The organism is Saccharothrix sp. NPDC042600 (genome assembly GCF_040647305.1).
GTDB lineage: Bacteria > Actinomycetota > Actinomycetes > Mycobacteriales > Pseudonocardiaceae > Actinosynnema > Actinosynnema mutabilis.
The window spans coordinates 11665-31814 of the sequence record NZ_JBEZBW010000071.1 but is presented as its reverse complement, the minus strand read 5'-3'; the positions used below and the strand labels follow the sequence as shown (position 1 = coordinate 31814).

The window sequence follows — 20150 nt, the reverse complement described above, 5'->3', positions numbered from 1 at the left end:
GCCGTGCGACGCGTCGAGCACGTGATGGGCCTGCCGGTGTCCGTGCGGGTGGAGGGCGCGGCGGACGGGGTGGACCGGGCGTTCGCGTGGTTGCGGGAGGTGGACGAGCGGTTCAGCCCGTTCAAGCCCGGGAGCGAGGTGTCCCGGCTGGGGCGCGCCGAGGTGGCGGAAGCCGAGGTGAGTGCGGACCTGGCGCACGTGCTCGCTTTGTGCGAGCACTACCGGGTGGCGACCGGGGGCGCGTTCGACGTGCGGCTTCCCGGCCGCGGGCTGGACCCGTGCGCGGTGGTGAAGGGCTGGGCCGTGCAGGGGGCCGCCGACCTGCTGGAGGCGGACCGGTTCGTGGTGAACGCCGGGGGTGACGTCGTGGTCGGTGGTCGTCCTGGTGCGCCTTGGCGCGTCGGTGTGCGCCACCCGTTGGCTGCCGATCGGTTGTGCACGGTCCTGGAGGTCGAGTCGGGTGCCGTGGCGACGTCGGGCCGGTATGAGCGCGGCGATCACATTGTCGATGGGCGCACCGGTCGGCCGGTGACGGATTTGTTGAGCGTGACCATTTACGCGCCGACGCTGACCGTCGCCGATGCGACTGCTACTGCCGCCTTTGCGATGGGGTTGGACGGCATTCCGTGGGCGGCCGCGCAGGAGGGGTGTGAGGTTTATGCGGTGGATGCGTCGGAACGCGTGTGCCGGACTCCGGGGATGCCGGTAGCCGTGTGACGGGCTCGCGGACTGGTGAAGGTGGGCGGTTCCCGGTGCCACTCGCCCAGGGCGTCCAGGGTCCGGTAGCGCATGGCTTGCAGGACTTCGCGGAAGCGCAGGCCGTCGTCGGGCGGGAAGAGGAGGGCGGCTTCTTCGAGGTGCCCGAGGTTGGCCAGGACGGCGGCGCGGTGCCCGTTGAGCTCGGTCTCGTCGATCCACCAGGCCCAGGGCGGGGCGGTGGGGTCGTCTTCGAGTACTTGCTGGGCTCGGGCGAGTGCTTGGAACGCGGCACGCTCGTCTTTCATGCGCGAGAAGACTCGCGCTTGGCGCAACGCGAACATCGCTCTCACTTTCGGCGATCGGGTCCGCTCCAGCCCCAGCTCCGCCAGTCCCAGCGCTTCTTTCAGCTCTCCCACCCGCAACCGCTGAAAAGTACTGTTCAGCAAAGTAAGTATTTCAGTCTCGTGGATGTTTGAGTGGCGTGAAAGAGTCAGGGCGAGCGTGTTGTGGGCGTGGGCTTCGGCTTGGCGTTCTTCCTCGAACAGGATCCAGCCCGCGACCTCGGCCAGTTCGGCGAGTGCGGCGGGGTCGTCGCGCGGGGCGGTTCGGACGGCTTGGATGGCGAGGTCGCCCAGGTTGGTGGTGTCGGGGCGGCCGTCGAGGGTGATGAGCAGCGCGGTGAGGGCGCGTACGCCTGCGGGCATGGTCAGATGCCGGGTCGGGGGAGTCGGGAACCGGGCTGGGGTGTGAGCGGGGAGGGTTTGCGCGGGCGGTCGGGGTGGCTGTGGTCGGGGTGTTCGGGGTCGGGGTGTCCGGGGTCGGGGTGTCCGGGGTCGGGGTGTCTGGGGTCGGGGTGTCCGGTCGGCTGTCGTTGGGCGGTGAGGTGGGCTGAGTGCGCGTGGGCGCGGGCATGGTCGCTGGCTGTTCGCGGGTGCGGGCTGCGACCGGCGCCGTTGGCGGGAGACGGTCTGCGCGGTGGGGTGGCCTCGGGTGTGCGAGGGGGCATGCTCAGTTGCCGAAGCGGGATAGGCGTAGGCCCGACAGGAGTAGGCGCAGGCCGTGTTCGAAGCGGTCGTCGGCTTCTTTGGTCAGTTCCGCCACGGCGTGTGCGGCCAACGGGTGGCGGGTGGCGTCCGGGTCGCGGGGAGGGAGGGACTGTTCCTCGATGGTGAAGCCCTGCACGTACGCCCACACCGTGCTGATGCCGCGGGCCGCGTCGCGCGGTGGGAAACCCGCGTCGCACAGCGTCCGCAGGGTCAGTTCCAGCGGGCGGCCGGTGGTGTGGGTCAGGTAGGTGCCGGACAGGACCCGGGGGCCGTCCCGGTACGCCAGCACCGTGTCGCGCAGGCGGTGGGCGCAGTCGGCGGTCCAGTCCACCCACGACTCGCCGCGCCTGGGCGCCTCCACGTCGCGCAGCGCGTCCTCGATGATCGTCGCCGCCATGCCGTCCAGCAGCTCGGCCTTGTTCTTCACGTGCCAGTAGAGCGCCGGGGCCTGGACGTCCAGCTCGTCGGCCAGGCGGCGCAGGGTCAGGCCTTCCAAGCCGACCTCGTTGAGCAGTGCCAGTGCCGCGCGCACGATCGCGTCCCGTCCCAGACCCACGGCGAACGATGGTGCCCTACTCCTTCACGACGTTAAGGAGGTGGGCCGGGCGTGATGGCGCGCACGCGCTCTGCTACGGTCTCCGGCACGGGTTTTCCCTTCTCCGCGCAGGTCAGCCGGGTTTCGCGCTCGGGGCGTGCCCCGGCGTTCGATCGCGCGGAGGGTCGGCTTCGGTCACCCGCATTCGGGAGCGGGTGGCCGGAGCCGGCGGTAACTCACACGTAGCGCGAGTGGTCGAAGTCCGCGCCCACCACCGAGTGGCCCAGGTCGGAGCCCAGGCGCGTCAGCAGGTCCACCAGCTCCAAGCCCGCCAGCCAATCCCTCGGCAACGCCGCCGTCCCGTGCAGCGCGCCCAGGATGTTGCCGGTCAACGCCGCCGTCGCGTCGCTGCCGCCCGAGTGGTTCGCCGCCGCCCGCAGCGCGTCCACGAACTCCGACCGCCGCGGGTACACCAGCACCGTGTGCACGGCGATGGCCAGCGCCTCCGGCCCGGTCCACCCGCTGCCCAACCGGTCCACCCGCACCGACTCGAAGCCCAGCGCCCGGTGCTCGTCGGCGAACAGCACGGCCCGGTTCAACGTGTTCGCCGTGTACGGGTCGTCGCGCAGCACCCGCCCGATGACCTGGTCCACCGCCTCCCGCAACGGCCGCGCCTTCACCGCCAACAGGTGGATCAGCAACGCGAACGCGCCACCCGCCACCCAGCCGCCGGTGCCGCCGTGGGTCAGCGCCGCGAACCGGCAGCCCAGGTCGTAGGCGATCTCGGCGGTCGGCGCGAAGCCCGCCGGCGCGGTCCGGGTCACGCCGTTGCACCCGGAGGACTCGTTGTGCGGCTCCTCGGGCGTCGGCGGGCTGTCGGCGGCCAGCGCGCGCAGGCACGTCAGGCCCGGCGACCGGCTGGAGTACAGCCGCTCGTCGCCCACCAACCCGGTCGCGCCCGGCTCCGGCGCGGCCACCTGCTGGGTGGTCAGCCAGCGCCGGTAGCTCTGCCACACCACCTCCACCGGCTCCCACTCGCCGGTGGTGTGCCCGCGCACCCACGCCCGCAGGTAGCCGTCCGCGGTGAACAGCGTGAGCTGCGTGTCGTCGGTCACCAGAGCGGGACGCGGCGGTTCCAGAACACCCTCGGGCCCGTGGTCTCGTTGGATGTCCGTCCACCCGAGGTACTGGACGGGCGCGCCCAGCGCATCACCCAGGGCGCCGCCCAGCAAGCAGGCGGCGCCACGGTCGACCACGCTCATCGGCTCGCGCGGCAACTTGCCCTCCTGCACCTGCGTCGTCCGGGGTCAAAACCCTAGCCGTCGCGGGGTCGTCCGGTCATGGGAGCGGCGACTAGTTGAGCAAACAACATCTACTGACAGGTATCCAACACGCCGCCCGGCGCACCTGATGTGAGTGACTGGGCAGTAGCTGGAGGCGGGGGAGGGGCATGGCTGACCGGAGCAGGAGCGGGCTGGAGTTCGGTGTCCTCGGGCCCTTGCAGGTGCTCGCGGACGGCCGGCAGCTCGTCATCGGCCGCAAGGGCATGCGGGGGCTGCTCGCGATGCTGGTGCTGGAGGCCAACCGGGTCGTCCCCATCGACGAGATCGTGGACTGCCTGTGGGAGGACGAGCCGCCCGCCACGGCCCGGACCATCGTGCACGGGTACGTGTCCCGGCTGCGGCGCATGCTGGAGCAGGCCGACCCGGCCGGGTCCGCGCGCATCCTGACCACCCCGCCGGGCTACCAGCTCGCCGTGGACCCGTGGCGGCTGGACTTCCACCGGGCGCGCCGGCTCGTGGCCGGGGCGCGGGGCAAGCCGGCGGCGATCCGGGCGCAGCTGCTGCGCGAGTCGCTGGGGCTGTGGCGGGGGCCGGTGCTGGCCGACGTGCCGGGCGAGCCGATCACCACCGACCTCGACGAGCTTCGGCTTGCCGCACTGGAAGAGCGCATCGAGGCCGAGCTGGAACTGGGGCGGCACCTGGAGCTGGTGGGCGAGCTGCGGCAGTTGGTGGGGGAGTTCCCGTTCCGGGAGCGGTTCGTCGGGCAGATCATGCGCGCCCTGTACCGGTCGGGGCAGCGGGCCGACGCGTTGGAGGCCTACCAGCGCTTCCACCGCCGGGTCGTGGACGAGCTGGGCATCGACCCCGGCCCCGAGCTGCGCGTGCTGCACGAGCAGGTGCTGCGGGACGACCCGGCGCTGCGGGCCGGCGGGCCGGCCGAGCCGGCGACGCTGCCGCCCCGGCCGGGGGTGGTGGTGCCGGCGCAGCTGCCGGCGGCGGCCAGCGGGTTCATCGGGCGGGACGAGGAGCTGGCCTGGCTGGACCGGCTGTGCGACGGCCGCGACACCGGCGCGACGACCATCGCCGTGGTCAACGGCGCGCCCGGCATCGGCAAGAGCGAGCTGGCCGTCACGTGGGGCCACCGGCGCGCCGAGCAGTTCCCCGACGGGCTGCTGTTCGCCGCGCTGAACGGCTTCGCGCCGGACCGGGAGCCCGTCGCGCCCGCCGAGGTGCTGGGGCGGTTCCTGCTGGCGCTGGGGGTGCCCGCGGACGGCGTGCCGCGGGACCTGGACGACCGGGTGGGGCTGTACCGGTCGGTGCTGGCCAAGCGGCGGGTGCTGGTGGTCCTGGACGACGCGTGGGACCCGGAGCAGGTGCGGCTGCTGCTGCCGCCCGGCGCGGGGTCGGTGGTGCTGGTGACGTCCCGGCGGCGGCTGGAGTCGCTGGTGGTGTCCAACGGGGCGCGGATGCTCACGCTGGACACCCTGTCGGAGGACGAGTCGGTGCGGCTGGTCGACGAGGTCGTCGGCAAGCCGTTGTCCGAACAGGAACCCGTGGCCATGCGGATGCTCGCGGAGCTGTGCGGGAACCTGCCGCTGGCGCTGCGGATCGCCGCCGCCAAGCTCGTGTTCAGTCCCGAGTGGACGGTCGAGTCGCTGGTGGCGCAACTGTCCGACGACGACGTGCGGCTGCGGGCGCTGGACCTGGCGGACACCGGCGTGGGCGTGGCGCGGGCGCTCGCCGTGTCCTACCGCAACCTGCCGCCGGAACTGGCGGAGACGTTTCGGGCCGCGGGACTCGTCCCCGGCCGGTGGGTCAGCCCGCACGCCATCGCCGCCCTCTGCCGGACGGACCTCGGGACGGCCGCGGCGCGATTAGCCGATCTCGCGGACGCGCACCTGCTGGTCGAGCAGTGGCGCGGCGGGTTCGTCCTGCACGACCTGGTGCGCCTGTACGCCCGGGAGGTGCTGGGCGACCAGGACGCCGGCCGGCGCACGGCCGCGTTGCGCCGGCTGATGGACCACTACCTCGCGGCGTGCGACCACGCCCGTCGGCTGATCCGCCCGTCCGGTGACGGGCTGGACCTGGCGTCGGTCGACCCGACCGCGCCCCGCCCGGCGACCGCGGCGCAAGCCCTGTCCTGGTACGACAAGGAGTGGCCCAACCTGATCGCCCTGGTGCACGCCGGCGCGGAAGCCGGTCTGCACCAACAGGTCTGGCAGCTCGTCCGGCTCGTGCACACGTACTGCGTGGCCCGGGTGGTCAGCCGGGACTGGCACGGGATCGCGGAGTTCGGGTTGGCGGCGGCCCGGGTCAGCGGCGACCGGCGCGGCGAGATGCTGGTCCTGAACGCGATGTTCAAGATCAACTGGCGGGCGGGCGCGGTGCGGGGGACCCTGCCGGACGCCGAGCGCGCGTACCGGATCGCGAAGGAGATCGGCGAGCCCAGGTACCTGGTCATGACGCTGGACCAGCTGGCCGGCGCGCTGTCCGCGGAGGGCCGGTTGGAGGAGGCGCTGGCCTACTACCGGGAGGCCGTGGAACTGGCGCGCCGCGACGGCGACGCCCTGGGCGAGGCCACCGTGCTGAACAACCTGGCCCAGGTGGAACAACGCCTCGGGCAGCTGGAGACGGCGGCGCAGCACCAGTTCCAGGCCATGGAGGTGCACCACCGCAACGGCGACGAGCGGGCGTACGTGCTGGCCGTGAACAACCTGGCCGAGATGTACGCCGAGCTGGGCCTGCCGGCCGAGGCGGAGGAGCACGCGCGGCAGGGCGTCGAGCTGGCGCGGGGCGGCTCCATGCAGTTCGAGGAGGCCTTCGGGCGGCAGGTGCTCGGCGAGGTGCTGGCGAAGCGGGGGGAACGGGTCGCGGCCCAAGCGGAGCTGGCCGAGTCCCTCCGGTTGTTCGAACGGCTGGGCTCGCCGCGGGCCATGTTGGTCCGAACGGCCCTTGAAGGGTTGGCCGGGGCTTGACCACCGAGGTTTAGCGGATGTTTAGCTCGCCAATGCGAAGTCGTGGGAACTTGGACGCGCGCGCTGATCAACGCACAAGCGGATGAGCGTGCACGGGTGGCTCTTGGAGGGGGATGCCAGGGGGGAAGCCACCCGAACCGCTGACCGGGCCGGCATTCGGGGGAGAGTGCCGGCCTGGTCAGCCCTTTTCTCGCCGGCTTCCCTCGCCGCGTCGGCTGCCTGAACTGCGCGTTGTGGATTCGGAAGCGCAAAGCGAAAACAGGAGCGACTCCGCCAGGCCCTCCGGAGTGCGTGTCAGTCCGAGCAGACCGGGAGCAGTTCCGGGCGCTTGGGCGCCACGCCGTCGCCCATCGATTCCCCGCGCAGTTGGCGGCCGATCCACGGCACCACGTGTTCGCGGGCCCACTTGAGGTCGTGGCGGCGTTGGGTCATCCAGTCCTCGTCCTCCAGCGGGGGCCACGGCGTGCTCCAGTCCTCCGGCTGCTTGAAGCCGAGCACTTCCGCCGCGCGCAGGGCGACCCTGCGGTGGCCCTCCGTGGACAGGTGGAGGCGGTCCTCGCTCCACGCCCTCCGGTCGTGCAGGACGGTCATCGACCACAGGTCCACCACTCGGCAGTGGTAGCGCTCGGCCACCGACCACAGGTGGCTGTTGTAGATCGCGATCTTGCCGCGCAGCGAGCGCAGGAACGGCGTGTGCTTCGGGTCGAAGCCCGTGAAGATCAGGACCTCCGCCCCGGCCGCCCGCAGGTCCGCCACCGCGATCTCGTAGACCTCCGCCAACGCGTCCGGGTCGGACCCCGGCACCAGGATGTCGTTGCCGCCGCCGCAGAACGTCGCGAGCTTCGGCTTCAACGACACCGCCAGCGGGATCTGCTCGTCCACGATCTCCTGCAGCATCTTGCCGCGCACGGCGAAGTTCGCGTACCGCAACCCCGGCCGCTGCAGGGACAGCAGACCCGCCAGGCGGTCCGCCCACCCCATGTACGTGCCGTTCGGGCCCGGGTCGTCCATGCCCTCCGTGAAGCTGTCCCCCAACGCGACGAAGCTGTCCATCCCGTCCACCAGCGCCCCTCCCTCGGTGCTGCGACGCGGGCACCCCCGTGATCCGCGCGCGCTGAACAGGATGCCTCCGCGCGTCCGACCTACGCCAGCGTCGGTTGGGCGGGTCGCGCTCCCCGGGTCACTCGATGGTGGGACTCGGTGTCTGCATTGGGCGGTTCGTCACGTCGGTGGGCCTACCCTGCCGTCCGTGCCGCGTCCGCCCTTCCCGGTCCTCTCGTTCGGCGCGCTGGCCGTGCTGGCCGGCGTCGTGACCGCTGTCGCCCTCACCCGGGCCGAGCCCGAACCGCCGCGCGAGCAGCGCGTCGGCACCTCTCCCGTGCCCACGCAACGGGCGGGCGGGGACGGGCCGCCGATGGACTTCGAAGGGGTCGAGGTGTCGGTCACCACCACCGCGCGCCGGAAGGCGACCACCACGACGACTACGGTCGGAACACAGCCGACTGCAACGGAGATCACGTCCGCCTCGACGGCCGCGCCGGAGCCGTCCGTGACCGTTCCCGAACTGACGGTCAGCGTGCCGGTGAGCACGTCGTCGTTCGAGATCCCCACGACGGTGTCGGGCGCATGACACCGCCGTGGGGGCCCGCCGCCAGGAGGAGCCGCCGCCGATCAACCCCCTGGCAGCGGGGGTGGGTCCGGTGCGCGGGGAGGGCCGCCGCCTGACACCTCCCGCGCGCACCGGGGTCCGCTAGCCCGTCACCTCGACGGGCACCTGCGACTCGTACGCCGTGCGCAGCCGCAGTTCCGCGCCCGGCGGGGCGCCCAGCGCGTCCAGGCCGAGCAGGGCCGCGCCGACCACCGGGGGCACGTCCACGACCCGCACCCCGGCCAACGGGGCCACGGCGCGCAGCCGGTCGCGGACCGCGTCCACGACCACGCCGTTCGTCCCGGTCAGCACGCCGCCGCCGAGCACCACGTCCACCGGCTCGGCCAGCAGCCCCAACCGGCGCAGCGACACCGACGCCAGCAGCGCGACCTCCTCGACCAGCCGGTCCACGACCGCGCGGGCCACCGCGTCACCCGCCGCCGCGACCTCGAACAACAGCGGGCACAGGGCGTGCGGGTCGAACTCGACCTCCCCGAAGTGCAGCCGCGCGACCGCCTCCGCCACCGTCCGCGTCCCGTAGTGGGCGATCACGGCGGGCAGCAGCGCGGTCGGCTCGCCGCGCCCGTCCTCCGCCCGCACGGCCAGCCACAGCGCCTCGCCGCCGATGTGCCCGCCGCCGCCCCAGTCCCCGGAGATCCGGCCCAGCGCGGGGAACCGGTGGGTCCGGCCGTCCCGCGCCACGGCGACGCAGTTGATCCCCGCCCCGCACACCACGGCCACGCCGATGCCGTCGGACGTGCCCGCCCGCAGCAGCGCGAACGTGTCGTTGCCGACGACGGTCGTGTCCGACCACCCGAGCCCCTCGATGGCGGTCCGCAGGTCCTCCTCCTCCCGGGGCAGGTCGGCGCCCGCGAGGTAGGCGGCGGTGTGCGTGGCGACCCGCTCGGTCGGGGGCAGCCCGGCGCGCCGGGCCGCCTCGGCGACCAGCTCCCCGAACACCTCCAGGCTGCGCGGCAGGCCGACGTTCTGCGGCGAGGCCCCCGGCCCGCGCACCTGCGCGAGGACCCGCCCCTCCACGTCGACCAGCGCCACGGCGGTCTTGCTGTTGCCGCCGTCGATGGCGAGCACCCGGTCGACCATCAAGCCCCCTTCGCCCACGGCAGGAAGTCGCTGTTGCGCGCCACCAGCTCGTCGGCCAACCGGTCCGCGACCGCGTGCTGCCCGACCAGCGGGTGCGCGAGCAGCGCGTCGGCCACCCGGTCCCGCCCGCCGTGCACCGCGGCCTCCAGCGCCAGCTGCTCGTACGCGGTGACGTGCGCGACCAGGCCGGCGATCGCGGGTTCGACCGGGTCCACCGGCAGCGGCGTCGCGCCGTCCGCGGTCACCGTGGCCGGCACCTCGATCACCGCGTCGTCCGGCAGGAACGGCAGCGTGCCGCCGTTGCGCACGTTCACCACGTGCCGCTCGGCACCCGCTCCACCGGTCAGCGCGTGCACCAACTCCACCGCGGCCTCGGAGTAGTACGCGCCGCCGCGCTGCGAAAGCTGATCCGGCTTGGTGACGACGTTGACATCGCCGTAGAGGCCGAGCAGTTCCTTTTCCACCCCGGCAACTACTTCCGCGCGCGGCGGGTCGGTCTTCTGCTTCCTGACAACGTCGTCGTGCTCGTAGAAGTACTTCAGGTAGTAGGACGGGACGACGCCCATGCGGCGCATGAGCGACGCGGGCAGTCCGATGTGTGAGGCAAGCGCTTCCCCGTGGTGCTCCAGCAGTTCCGGTAGGCGATCGACGCCGTCTACGAGGACTTGCCGTTCCCAGGTCAGGTGGTTCAGTCCGACGTGGCCGAGGGTGACCGCGTCGGGTCGCACGCCCAGCAGCGCCGACGTCCACCGCTGGAACGTGATGGCGACGTTGCACAGGCCCACCGCGCGGTGGCCGGCCCGCAACAACGCCCGCGTCACGATCCCGACCGGGTTGGTGAAGTTGACGATCCACGTGTCCTCACCGGCCAGCGCCCGCACCCGCTCGGCGATGTCCAGCACCACCGGCACGGTCCGCAGCGCCTTGGCCAGCCCGCCCGCGCCGGTCGTCTCCTGCCCCACGCAGTCGCACACCAGCGGGAACGTCTCGTCCTGCGCCCGCGCCGCCTGCCCGCCGACGCGCAGCTGCAGCAGCACCGCCGACGCGCCCTCGACCCCCCGGTCCAGGTCGGTCGTGGTGGTGACCCGCGCCGGGTGCCCGGCGTGCGCGAGCAGCCGCCGCGAGAACGCGCCGACGACGGCCAACCGCTCGGCGTCCGGGTCCACGAGCACGATCTCGTCCACGGCCAGGCTGGTCCGGCGTCCCGCGATGCCGTCGACCAGTTCCGGCGTGTACGTCGACCCGCCGCCCACAACGGTGAGCTTCATCCTTTGACTCCAGTGAATGTGATGCCCTTGACGAACGAGCGCTGGGCGAAGGCGAACAGCACCACCGCGGGCACCATGATCAGCAGCGTCACCGCCATCGCCAGGTTCCACTGCACGTGGTGCAGGCCCTTGAACGACGACAGCGCCAGCGACAGGGTCCACTCGTCCGGCCGCTCGCCGGTGTAGAGCAGCGGGCCGAAGTAGTCGTTCCACGTGAACAGGAAGCAGAACAGGGCGGTGGCGGCGATGCCCGGCCGCGCCATCGGCACGATGATCCGCAGCAGCGCCTGGAACTCCGTGCACCCGTCCACCCGCGCCGCGTCCACGTAGGACTGCGGGATCGTCAGGATGAACTGGCGCAGCAGGAAGATGCTGAACGCGTCGAACAAGAAGTACGGCACGATCAACGGCCACAGCGTGCCGGTCAGGCCCAGGCTCGACCACGTGTCGTACAGCGGCACGGCGACCACCTGCGGCGGGAGCATCATCGCGCCCACCACCAGCAGGAACACCGCGTCGCGGCCCCGCCAGCGCAGCTTGGCCAGCGCGTAGGCCGCCGGGATCGACGACAGCAGCATCCCCGCGGTCGCCAGCAGCGAGTACAGCAGGCTGTTGCCCAGGTACTTCAGCAGCGGGGCCTTGTCGAAGACCTCCAGGAAGTTGCCCCAGTGCCACTCGCGCGGCCACAGGTCCTTGGTGAACGCCTGGTTGTCCGACATCACGGCGGTCAGGAAGACGAACACGATGGGCAGCGCGAACATCAGGCCCAGCGCCAGGCCGAGGCTGTGCACCGCGACCCAGTCCAACGCGCCCTTCCAGTTCGCCGGCCGCCGCGGCGGGGCGTCGAGCACGGCGGTCATGCGCCTCCCCCTCCCTCTTCCTGGTGGGTGGCCTTGCGCATGCGCTGCACCAGCGCCGCCGTCGCCGCGAACGACACGACGAACAGCACGGTCGCCATCGCCGCCGCGTAACCCATGTCGAAGTACCGGAAGCCCTGCGTGTAGAGCCACACCGGGAACGTCAGCGTCGAGTTCTCCGGGAAGCCCAGGATCTTCGTGTTGCCGGTGACGTCGGCCGACCCGCTGGCCGCCGACCCCGCCACCACCGCCTGCGTGAACAGCTGCAGCGCCAGGATGATCGAGTTCACGACGCCGAACACCAGCACCGGCGAGATGGACGGCAGCGTGATGTGCCACCACCGCCGCAACGGCCCCGCGCCGTCCAGCTCGGCCGCCTCGTACTGCTCCTGCGGCACGTCCAGGATCGCGGCCAGGATGATGATCATCAGGTCGCCGGAGACCCACAGCATCACGGCCGTGATGCCCGGCTTGGCCCACGCCGGGTCGGCGAACCACAGCGGCCCCTCGACGCCGAACCAGCCCAGCAGCGTGTCCAGCGGACCGTCGTTGGGCCGCATGACCAGGAAGAACACCAGGGTCGCGGCGACCGGCGGCGCGAGCGAGGGCAGGTAGCACAGCGTCCGCACCAGGCCCACGCCCGACTTCAGCCGGGCGATCACCGACGCGACCCCCAGCGCGAACACCACCCGCGCGACGGTCAGCACCACGACGAACCACATCGTGTTGTAGACCGCGGTCCGGAACAGCTTGTCCCCGAACATGTACGAGTAGTTCTCCAGCCCGGTCCACTCGGGCGGGTTGATCAGGTCGTACTTGGTGAACGAGAAGCCGACCGTCGCGACCAGCGGGTAGCCGAAGAACAGCAGGAAACCCAGGATCGCGGGGGCCAGGAAGGCCAGGACGGTCCACCGGTGACGCGCGCGGGCCCGGGACCGCCCCTTCGCGGGGGCGGTCCGGACCTCCTCCACGCGTTCGAGCGTGGCGGTCATGGCTACTTGCCGCTCTTGGCGATCTGGTCGTCGATCTGCTTGTCGACTTCCTCCAACCCCGCCATCAGGTCCGGCACCTTGCCCGCCTGCCAGGAGGTGGCGAAGTCGCCGATGGCCTTGATGTGCGCGTCGCCGATCGGCGTCACCGGGTTGCCCTGGAGCTTGCCGCTGGTGGCCAGGTCGATGAACGTCTTGAAGTTCTCGTCCACCTCCAGCCGCGGGTCGGCCAGCGCGGCCTTGGTGCTCGGGATGTTCTTGATCCCGTTGGCCAGGGTGACGATCGTCTCGGTGTCGAACGACATGTGCTTGATCAGCTCCCACGCGGCGCCGGGGTTCTTCGCGCCCTTGGGGATGCCCATGATGGTGCCCGCGGTGAAGCCGGCCCCGTACAGCTCGGGCTTGATCGTCGGGAACGGCGCGGTGCCGAACTTGACCTGCGGCGCCTGGTCCTTGAGGAACGCCGTGCGGTACTCGCCGTCGATCATCATGGCGATCTTCTGCTGGTGGAACGCGTGGTCCGCGGAGAACTCCTGGCCCAGGCCCGCGCGGAACCGCTCCAGGTTCTCGTAGCCGTAGAAGTCGACCAGTTCCTTCTGGAACTTCAGCATCTCCGCCCACTCGGGCGTGGCCAGCGCGGACTTGCCGTCCGGGCCGGCCCACTTCGCGCCGAAGTTCGGCGCCCAGATCGGCGGGCGGTTGTTGTAGAACATCATCGTGGGCAGGAAGCCCGCGACCTCGATCGAGCCGTCCGGGGCCTTCCTGGTCGTGCGCTTGGCGAAGTCGAGCAGCTCGGCCGTGGTCTTGGGCGGCGTGGTGATGCCGGCCGCGGCGAGCATGTCCTTGTTGTAGTACAGCCCGTAGACGTCGGAGAGCATCGGCATCGCGCACCGGTTGCCCTTGTACTCGGTGTAGGACCGCACGGCGTCGGGGATCTGCGAGAGGTCCACCTTGTCGCGCTCGACGTAGGGCTTGAGCTCCTGGAACGAGCCCGACGAGCAGAACTGCCCGATGTTGTCGGTGGTGAACGACAGCGCGACGTCCGGCGGGTTGCCGCTGCGGATGCCCGCGGTGATCTTGTCGTCGTCCTGGCTGCCCTCGTGCTTGATCTCGGCGTTGGGGTACTTCTTCTTGAAGCTCTCCAACGCCTTGGTGACCTCGTCCTGCTCGCGCCCGGAGTAGTTGCTCCAGACGGTCAGGGTGAACTTGTCGTCCGTGCCGGGCGCGGCGGCGGGGCCACCGGCCTGGTCGGACTTGCCGGCACCGGCGGCGCAGGCGGTCAGGGACACCGCGGCGGCCACGCAAAGCAACGCTGCGCGGGGGACCTTGCGCATGTGCTCTCCTTCTTCAACGTGCGGTCGGGGACGTTGTGCGGTCCGCCCGCTACGGGCGCGGGCCGCGGAAGGGTTCGGTCGTGGCGGCGGGTAGGCCGAACACCTGTTCCCTGACGACCGACAGCGCGGAATGCAGTGCGCCGGAACGCACCGGTTTCCCGGTCACCAGGGCGAGTTGGACGGGGGTGCGGGGCACCACCAGGGTGCGCAGCTCGGCGGCGACGAGGTCGGCGAGCGTCGTGCCGCCCGCGTGCGCGATGTCGCCGGAGAGCAGCACCAGTTCGGGGTCGAGCACGGCGATCACGTTGGCCACGCCGGTCGCGATCCGGCGGGCGAGGTCCACCAGGAACTCACGGCCGGCCGTGCCCTCGCTCAGGGCCTTGCGGACGGCGGCGTGCCCGGTGCGCGCGGACACGCCGTGCGCGCGGGCGAGCTTGACGATGGCGGCGCTGTCGAGCAGGTCGCCGTAGCGGCCGCCGGTCCGGTCCGTGCCGGTCTCGGCGGTGGCGTGGTCGGGGACCTGCATGGCGTCGATCTCGCCCGCGCCGCCGGTGGCGCCGCGCAGCAGCACGCCGTTGACCACGACCGCCGCGCCGACCGCGTCGGCGGGCCAGAGCAGCACGAAGTCCTTCACGCCGCTCGCGCGGCCGGCGATCATCTCCTCCAGCGCCACCAGGTTGACGTCGTTCTCGACGGTGACGTTGGTGCCGAGCAGCTCCTGGAGCGTGCCCGGGATGTCGAAGCCCTCCCACCCGGGCATGTGCGGCGCGTAGTTCAGCCGACCGGTGGTCGGATCGACCGCACCGGGTGACCCGACGACGACGTGGTGCAGCGCTTCGGGCGAGAGCCCGGCCTGGTTCGCGGCCTTGGTCACCGCGCCGTGGAACGCCTCCAGCACGTCCGTGCGGGGCATGGGCGCGGAGTGCTCGGTGAGCAGCGTGCCGGAGATGTCGGCGATCGCCACGTCCACGGTGTCCGGGGTGAGGTCGATGGCGGCGACGTGGGCCAGCGCGCCGTTGACCGTCCAGAGCTGGGCGCGGGGTCCGCGACCGCCGCCGCGCAGGCCGTTGCGCAGGACCGTGCCCTCGGTCTCCAGGCGGGTCAGCAACTGGGCGGTGGCGGGCTTGGAGAGCCCGATGATGCCCTCCAGCTCCGAGCGCGTGAGGGGCCCGTTGCGCAGCAAGGCCTCGATCGCGGCGCGGTCGTTGATCTCGCGCAGCAGTCGGGGGCTACCGGCTCGCATCGGCTCTCCTGTCTGTTAACTTTCCAGACGATTTCGGGCCACGGTAGTGACGCGCGTCATGCGGGGTCAATGCTCCGATGCGGGTCCGTTACCTGGGTAAGGCTGCCCTAAGGCACCCTGGAGGCATGACCGACACCCGTCAGGAGACCCTGGGCCAGTTGCTGGGCGGCCGGGGCGGCGCCGTGGACGCCTCCCTGCCGCCGCTGGCGTTCGCCCTGGGGTGGGTGCTGGCGGGGCGGTCCGTCGAGGTCGGGGCGCTGGCGGCCGTGCTGTGCGGGGTGCTCATCGCGGTGGTCCGCGTGGCGCGCGGCGACCGACCGCGGGCGGTGGTCGTGTCGGTGGCGCTCGTGGTGCTGGCGGCGTACATCGCCTTGCAGACGGGGCGAGCGGAGGACTTCTTCCTGCTCCAGATCTTCTTGAACGCGGCCAGCGCGCTGGTGTGGGCGGCGAGCATCGTGGTGCGGTGGCCGTTGCTGGGGGTCGTGGTCGGGCTGGTGACGGGGCAGAGGTTCCGGTGGCGGCGCGACCCGGACCTGGTGCGGGCGTACCGGGTGGCGTCGTGGCCGTGGGTGGGCCAGTACGTGCTGCGGGTGGTCGTGTTCGGGGCGTTGTGGTTGGCCGGGCAGGTCGTCGTGCTGGGGTTCATGCGGGCGGCGCTGACCTGGCCGTTGCAGGCGGTGTGCATCGCGGTGAGCTGGTGGCTCCTGCGCCGCACCCTCCCGAAGGACCACCCCGGGCTGCGGCACCCGCGGGTTCCCGGGGAAGCCGCCTGACCGGCGTCAGCAGGGGCGCGGGGCGGCGGCGCCCAGGACCTCCACCGCCGCCAGCCAGGCCGCGCCGGCCGCGCCCTCGGTCGCGATGCGGACCGTCGCGCGCGTGCGGGCCGTCAGTTCGGCCCGCAGGCGGGCGCCCAGCGGGTGGGCGTGGATCAGGCTGCCCACCAGGACGATCGGCGTGTCCTCGCCCTCCTCGCGGCACGACATCGCCAGGGTCGCCAGCGCGTCCACCGCGTCGGAGATGATCCGGTTCGCCGACGGCGCCTCGAAGTGCGCCGTCACCAGAGGGGCGTAGTGGGACAGGTGGATGGGCGGGTTCTGGTTCGACCTGGTGATCAAGCGCCGCCACACGTCTCGTCTTGAGTCGGTCACGCGCAAGTCCGCCATGGTCAGCACGGCCTCGGCCAGCGGGTCCAGCGGAGCGTCGGACTCCAGGGCGCGCAACGTCGCCCGGACCGCCTCCCGGCCCAGCCAGAACGCCGAACCCTCGTCGCCCAGCAGCCAGCCGTAGCCGCCGACGGTCCCGGCCAGGCGGTGGTCGGTGATGCGCGCCGCGATCGAACCCGTCCCGGCCACCAGGACCGTGCCGTTCGGCGCCGACGAACCGGTGGCGAAGGCCGCCTCGCAGTCGGTGATCACGCGCATCGGGCAGCGCAGCCCCGCACCGGTCCACGCGGCCTCGAACAGGGCCGTCACCGACGGGTCGCTGAGCACCTTGCTCGACCCCGCCATCCCGAGCACCCCGGACTGGACCTTCGCCGCGTCCAACCCGTCCAGCGCCGCGACCAAGGCCTGCGCGATGTGCGCCGCCGCCAGCTCCGGCGGGTGGGAATTGGGGTTGGCGCCACCCGCCACACCCGCGCCCAGGCGGGTGCCGTCCAGGTCCAGCACCAGCGCTCTCGTCGAGGTGCCGCCCGCGTCCAAGCCGACCACGAAGCCCATTCGCCCGAGTATGGTCGAACGCACCGACGGCCCGGCACCACCCAGACGGGTTGTGCCGGGCCGTAGCGGCAAGTGATCAGCCGCGCATCTTCACGACCTGGGCCCGTTCCTCCGTGGTGTTGTGGTGGTGCAGGAGCAAGAGGTTCTCGGCGCCGTCCGCCGCCAGAGCCGCGGCGTCACGGTGCACCTCCAGCCGCGCGCCGGATCGGGCCACGAACGACAGCGCCGGCGTCGTCCCCTGCCGCACGGACAGGCCCGGCTTGAGCGGGTCGAACGACATCGGCGTGCCGATGCGGTCCACGAAACCCTCCTCGCTGCCCGCCGCCACGTACTGGCCGGTCGTGCCCGCCGTGTACGACAGCCGGAACGACGCCCCCGCCGGGTCGATGCCCAGCGCCTTCAACGCCACCGGCAGCACGACCACGTTGCTGTCCATCAGGTTCGTGTCCACCTCGCCGTGCAGCGCGTTCAGCGGCTGCTCGTCGACCACCTCGTCGTCGGCCACCCGCACGGTCCGCGCCAGCCACACGTCCGCCGTCACGTTGCCGTTGGCGTCGGTCGGCTTCGCCGCGTGCACGCGGAAGTCGTGCGCCCCGTCGCCGTCGGTGTCGATCCGGATCTCGGGGGAGTTGCCCGCCCCCAACGTGACCCAGTTCTCCCACGTCACGATGCCGAACGCCAGCAACGCGCCTTCGGACCTGTCCACCGGCGCGGTGGAGGCCGCGCCGACGTAGCGCAGGTCGCCGCCCTTGGCCGACTCGTTGACCGCGCACCCCGTCTTCACCTCGTCGGTGCAGTCGGGCAGCCGCTCGGACGAACCCTGCAACTCGAACGCGCTGATCAGCGACCGGTACGCCTGGTCGCCCTCGCCCTGCGCCAGCTCCCGCCCCCGCAGCCGCACGGACGCCACGTCGCCGCGGAAGCTCACCCCGCCCGCCGAGATGTCCGCCGCCGGCTTGGGCGCGGCGTACACCGGCACCCGCAGCGTCGTCGCGCCGGAGGCCAGCACCAGCCGCCCGGACGCCTCGGCCAGGAACTGCCGGGCCACGCCGACCTGCTGCTTGGCCACCGTCGGGTCCGCGACCTTGCGGAGCTGCTCGGGCTCCGCCCGCAGCGACACCCGCACTTGGGCCGTCTTGCCCGGCGCCACCGACACCGAGCGCGGCCAGACCTCGTACTCCACGCCCGGGACGGCCGTGGCCTCCTGGTAGGTCGCGGTGACCGTGCGCCGCTCGGTGCCCTTGTTGACGATGTTCACCGTCTTGGTCCGCCACACCGACCGCGCGACCTCGACCGGGCCGAACGAGACACCCACCGAACCGGGGTTGTCGGCGACCATCGCGAGCAGGTCCACGCCCACCGCCGACGCCGCGTCCACCCGGCCCGCGCCGACCCGCATCGGGGCCTCGGTCAGGCCGGTGGTGTTGTCGTCACCGGACTTCACGTCGTTGCCGGCGGTGTTCACGACGGCGGCCTTGACCTCTTCGACGGTCCAGTCCGGGTGCGCCTCCCGCACCAGCGCGCCGATCCCGGCGACGTGCGGCGCGGCCATCGACGTGCCGCCCTTGCTCACCGCGCCGTTCCCGGTGCCGACGTTCGCGGACACGATCGTGTCGCCGGGCGCGGCCACGTCCGGCTTCGCGGCCACCGCGCCGCGCGACCCGCGCGAGGACGACGGCGTGATGGTGTCGGCGAGCTTCGGCGTCGTGGTCGGCACCGAGTTGCGCAACGCGCCGCGCATCCGGACCTCCAGCGTGCCGGCGGTCAGCGCGGGCCGGACGGCCGCGGTCGCCGTGCCGGTGAGCTGGAACGCCGGGATGCCCGCGTTGCCCGCGATGGCGGCCAGGAAGTTGTCCCGCGTGGACGTCAGCAGCACGCCGTCCGCGCCGGCGTCCTGGGCGTTGGTGGTGCGCCCGGCCGAGCCGCAGCGGCGGGTGGTGTCGTTGTCGTCCCACTCCAGCCAGACGAACTTGCCCTTGAGGTCCTCGGCGATGGGGTCGCAGCCGTCCTCGTTGCCCTCGGCCGTGACCGCGACCACCGGACGGGTCAGGTCCAGGCCGTCGTAGCCGGTGTAGCTCTGGCTGTACTGGCCCGGCTGGTCGGTCCCGCCCGCGGTCACGCCGTCCAGCAGCGCGAACGCGTCCCGCGTGTTGGCCACGGCCAGCGCCTCCGGCGTGTTGGCGGGCGAGCCGCCGACGTCGTAGAAGTCGCCGCCGTTGCCCGCCGACGCCACGACCAGCACGCCGTGCTCGACGAGCTTGCGCACGAACAGCGAGTCCGGGTCGTCCTGGCCACCGAAGTCCGAGCCCAGGGACATGTTGACCACGTCGAGGTGGTCGCCGGGGTCGCCGTCGCCGTCGGGGTCCAGCGCCCAGTCCAGCGCCTGCGCGGTGAGGCTGGTGGACCCCTCGCAGCCGAACACCTTGAGCGCGTACAGCAGCGCTTTGGGCGCGGTGCCGGGGCCGATCCGCATGGCGTCGAGCTGCTCGTCGGTCAACGTCCTGTAGTCGCCGGTGAACGTCGAGCCGTCGGCGTTCTCGCCGAACCCGCCGGCCGTGCCCGCGACGTGCGTGCCGTGGCTCTGGCAGTCCATCGGGTTCGGGTCGGGCGTGGGCGTGGCCTTCTCGGGCACGCCGGCGTCGTAGTCGTCGCCCGCGAAGTCGTAGCCGCCGACGACCTTGGCGGTCGGCGTCCACGGCGCGGTCCGGTCGACGGCCCGGTACGCCTCGGGCGTGCCGGGGCCGCCGAAGTCGGCGTGGGTGTAGTCGATGCCGGTGTCGATGATGCCCACCCGCACGCCCTCGCCGTACCGGCCGGTCTGCCGCCACACCTGCGCGGCCTTCGTCAGCTGCACGGAACTGGCGTTCTGCACGACCTTGGGCACCGACAGGCGCAGCGACCGCACCTCGGGCAACGCGGCCAGTTCGCGCACCTTCGCGGCGTCGGCGCTGACCACGACGCCGGCCACGGCGTTGGCGGTGCGGGCGACCTCGCGGGTGGCGGAGTCCTTGTCGCGCAACGCGTCCACGACGCGGGCGGCCTTGTCGTCGGTGCGCTGCCGGGACCGCTTGGCCGCGTCGACGGCCCGCGCGTCCGCGCCGCCGCGCCGCTTCTCGGCGCCGTAGGCCTCGGCGGCGGGCGTCCCGGTCAGCTCGACGAACGCCGTGACGGTGCCGGTCGCCTTCGCGAGGGCCGCGCCCACGCGTTCCGAGGACCCGGTCCGGTCGGTCTTCCCGGCCGCGGGCGACAGCGGTTCGGCGAGCGGCTCGTCGGCGTGGGCGACGCCCGCGGTGGCGAGCGAGGCGATCAGTGCGGCGGTCGAGGCCAACACCGCGAGGTGGTGTCTCATCGGAACCTTCCAGTCGGACACGGAATGCGCGGACATCGTCGCGCAGGGTGGCAAGCGGGCGAATCATCGGAGCAATCTGCGTCACGCTCTAGACGGCAGTGTCTC

The 20150-nt window shown here is 72.4% G+C and carries 16 protein-coding genes; 4 read left to right on the top strand and 12 right to left on the bottom strand.

What is annotated here, in order from left to right; genetic code table 11:
• Window positions 1–3 precede the first annotated feature (3 nt).
• Window positions 4–717 (top strand): FAD:protein FMN transferase, encoded by a 714-nt coding sequence (locus tag AB0A74_RS30830; protein ID WP_358254944.1) that lies wholly within the window; start codon window positions 4–6, stop codon window positions 715–717.
• On the opposite strand, the gene AB0A74_RS30825 is transcribed toward AB0A74_RS30830, so the two are convergent.
• The 3 genes from AB0A74_RS30825 to AB0A74_RS30815 all read right to left on the bottom strand — a co-directional run bounded on the left by AB0A74_RS30825 (window position 657) and on the right by AB0A74_RS30815 (window position 3542).
• On the bottom strand, window positions 657–1403 hold the full coding sequence (locus AB0A74_RS30825) for a hypothetical protein (RefSeq protein ID WP_358254942.1): 747 nt from the start codon (window positions 1401–1403) through the stop codon (window positions 657–659). The two genes, AB0A74_RS30830 and AB0A74_RS30825, sit on opposite strands and share 61 nt — an antisense overlap.
• 304 nt (window positions 1404–1707) lie before the next feature.
• Complete coding sequence (locus AB0A74_RS30820) at window positions 1708–2301, bottom strand: TetR/AcrR family transcriptional regulator C-terminal domain-containing protein (protein ID WP_358254940.1); 594 nt, start codon at window positions 2299–2301, stop codon at window positions 1708–1710.
• A 215-nt stretch (window positions 2302–2516) separates the two neighbouring features.
• Window positions 2517–3542 (bottom strand): ADP-ribosylglycohydrolase family protein, encoded by a 1026-nt coding sequence (locus AB0A74_RS30815; RefSeq protein ID WP_358254938.1) that lies wholly within the window; start codon window positions 3540–3542, stop codon window positions 2517–2519.
• Between the two features lie 188 nt (window positions 3543–3730).
• Here AB0A74_RS30815 and AB0A74_RS30810 point away from each other — a divergent pair, with 188 nt between their 5' ends.
• On the top strand, window positions 3731–6538 hold the full coding sequence (locus AB0A74_RS30810; protein WP_358254936.1) for a BTAD domain-containing putative transcriptional regulator: 2808 nt from the start codon (window positions 3731–3733) through the stop codon (window positions 6536–6538).
• 294 nt (window positions 6539–6832) lie between these two features.
• On the opposite strand, the gene AB0A74_RS30805 is transcribed toward AB0A74_RS30810, so the two are convergent.
• Entirely contained in the window at window positions 6833–7591 is a 759-nt protein-coding gene (locus AB0A74_RS30805; RefSeq protein ID WP_358254964.1) for an SGNH/GDSL hydrolase family protein, read from the bottom strand.
• Between the two features lie 196 nt (window positions 7592–7787).
• Between AB0A74_RS30805 and AB0A74_RS30800 the strand changes: the two genes are divergently transcribed.
• Window positions 7788–8168 carry a hypothetical protein gene (locus tag AB0A74_RS30800; protein ID WP_358254934.1) on the top strand — a complete coding sequence of 127 codons (381 nt, stop codon included), beginning with the start codon at window positions 7788–7790 and terminating at the stop codon, window positions 8166–8168.
• 120 nt (window positions 8169–8288) lie between these two features.
• On the opposite strand, the gene AB0A74_RS30795 is transcribed toward AB0A74_RS30800, so the two are convergent.
• The 6 genes from AB0A74_RS30795 to AB0A74_RS30770 are packed head-to-tail and all read right to left on the bottom strand — an operon-like array spanning window position 8289 to window position 14978.
• Window positions 8289–9287, bottom strand: a complete 999-nt coding sequence (locus AB0A74_RS30795) for a BadF/BadG/BcrA/BcrD ATPase family protein (protein ID WP_358254932.1) — start codon at window positions 9285–9287, stop codon at window positions 8289–8291.
• Window positions 9287–10555 carry a 6-phospho-beta-glucosidase gene (locus AB0A74_RS30790; RefSeq protein ID WP_358254930.1) on the bottom strand — a complete coding sequence of 423 codons (1269 nt, stop codon included), beginning with the start codon at window positions 10553–10555 and terminating at the stop codon, window positions 9287–9289. The genes AB0A74_RS30795 and AB0A74_RS30790 overlap by 1 nt, the downstream gene beginning before the upstream one ends.
• Window positions 10552–11415, bottom strand: coding sequence for a carbohydrate ABC transporter permease (locus AB0A74_RS30785; RefSeq protein WP_358254928.1), 864 nt, complete (start codon window positions 11413–11415; stop codon window positions 10552–10554). Before AB0A74_RS30785 ends, AB0A74_RS30790 begins: the two co-directional genes overlap by 4 nt.
• On the bottom strand, window positions 11412–12404 hold the full coding sequence (locus tag AB0A74_RS30780; protein WP_358254926.1) for a sugar ABC transporter permease: 993 nt from the start codon (window positions 12402–12404) through the stop codon (window positions 11412–11414). The genes AB0A74_RS30785 and AB0A74_RS30780 overlap by 4 nt, the downstream gene beginning before the upstream one ends.
• A gap of 2 nt (window positions 12405–12406) precedes the next feature.
• A complete protein-coding gene (locus AB0A74_RS30775; RefSeq protein WP_358254924.1) occupies window positions 12407–13735 on the bottom strand; it encodes an ABC transporter substrate-binding protein in 1329 nt (442 codons plus the stop codon).
• A gap of 49 nt (window positions 13736–13784) precedes the next feature.
• A complete protein-coding gene (locus AB0A74_RS30770; RefSeq protein ID WP_358254922.1) occupies window positions 13785–14978 on the bottom strand; it encodes an ROK family transcriptional regulator in 1194 nt (397 codons plus the stop codon).
• A gap of 125 nt (window positions 14979–15103) precedes the next feature.
• On the opposite strand from AB0A74_RS30770, the gene AB0A74_RS30765 reads away from it, so the two are divergent.
• The gene (locus AB0A74_RS30765) at window positions 15104–15751 is read left to right on the top strand and encodes a DUF3159 domain-containing protein (protein ID WP_358254920.1); all 648 of its coding nucleotides are present in this window, start codon (window positions 15104–15106) and stop codon (window positions 15749–15751) included.
• Window positions 15752–15757: 6 nt separating this feature from the next.
• Here the strand turns inward: AB0A74_RS30765 and AB0A74_RS30760 are convergent, their stop codons facing one another.
• Both AB0A74_RS30760 and AB0A74_RS30755 read right to left on the bottom strand, forming a co-directional pair.
• Window positions 15758–16696, bottom strand: coding sequence for a BadF/BadG/BcrA/BcrD ATPase family protein (locus AB0A74_RS30760; protein WP_358254918.1), 939 nt, complete (start codon window positions 16694–16696; stop codon window positions 15758–15760).
• A 76-nt stretch (window positions 16697–16772) separates the two neighbouring features.
• The gene (locus AB0A74_RS30755) at window positions 16773–20045 is read right to left on the bottom strand and encodes a S8 family serine peptidase (RefSeq protein ID WP_358254916.1); all 3273 of its coding nucleotides are present in this window, start codon (window positions 20043–20045) and stop codon (window positions 16773–16775) included.
• Window positions 20046–20150 lie beyond the last annotated feature (105 nt).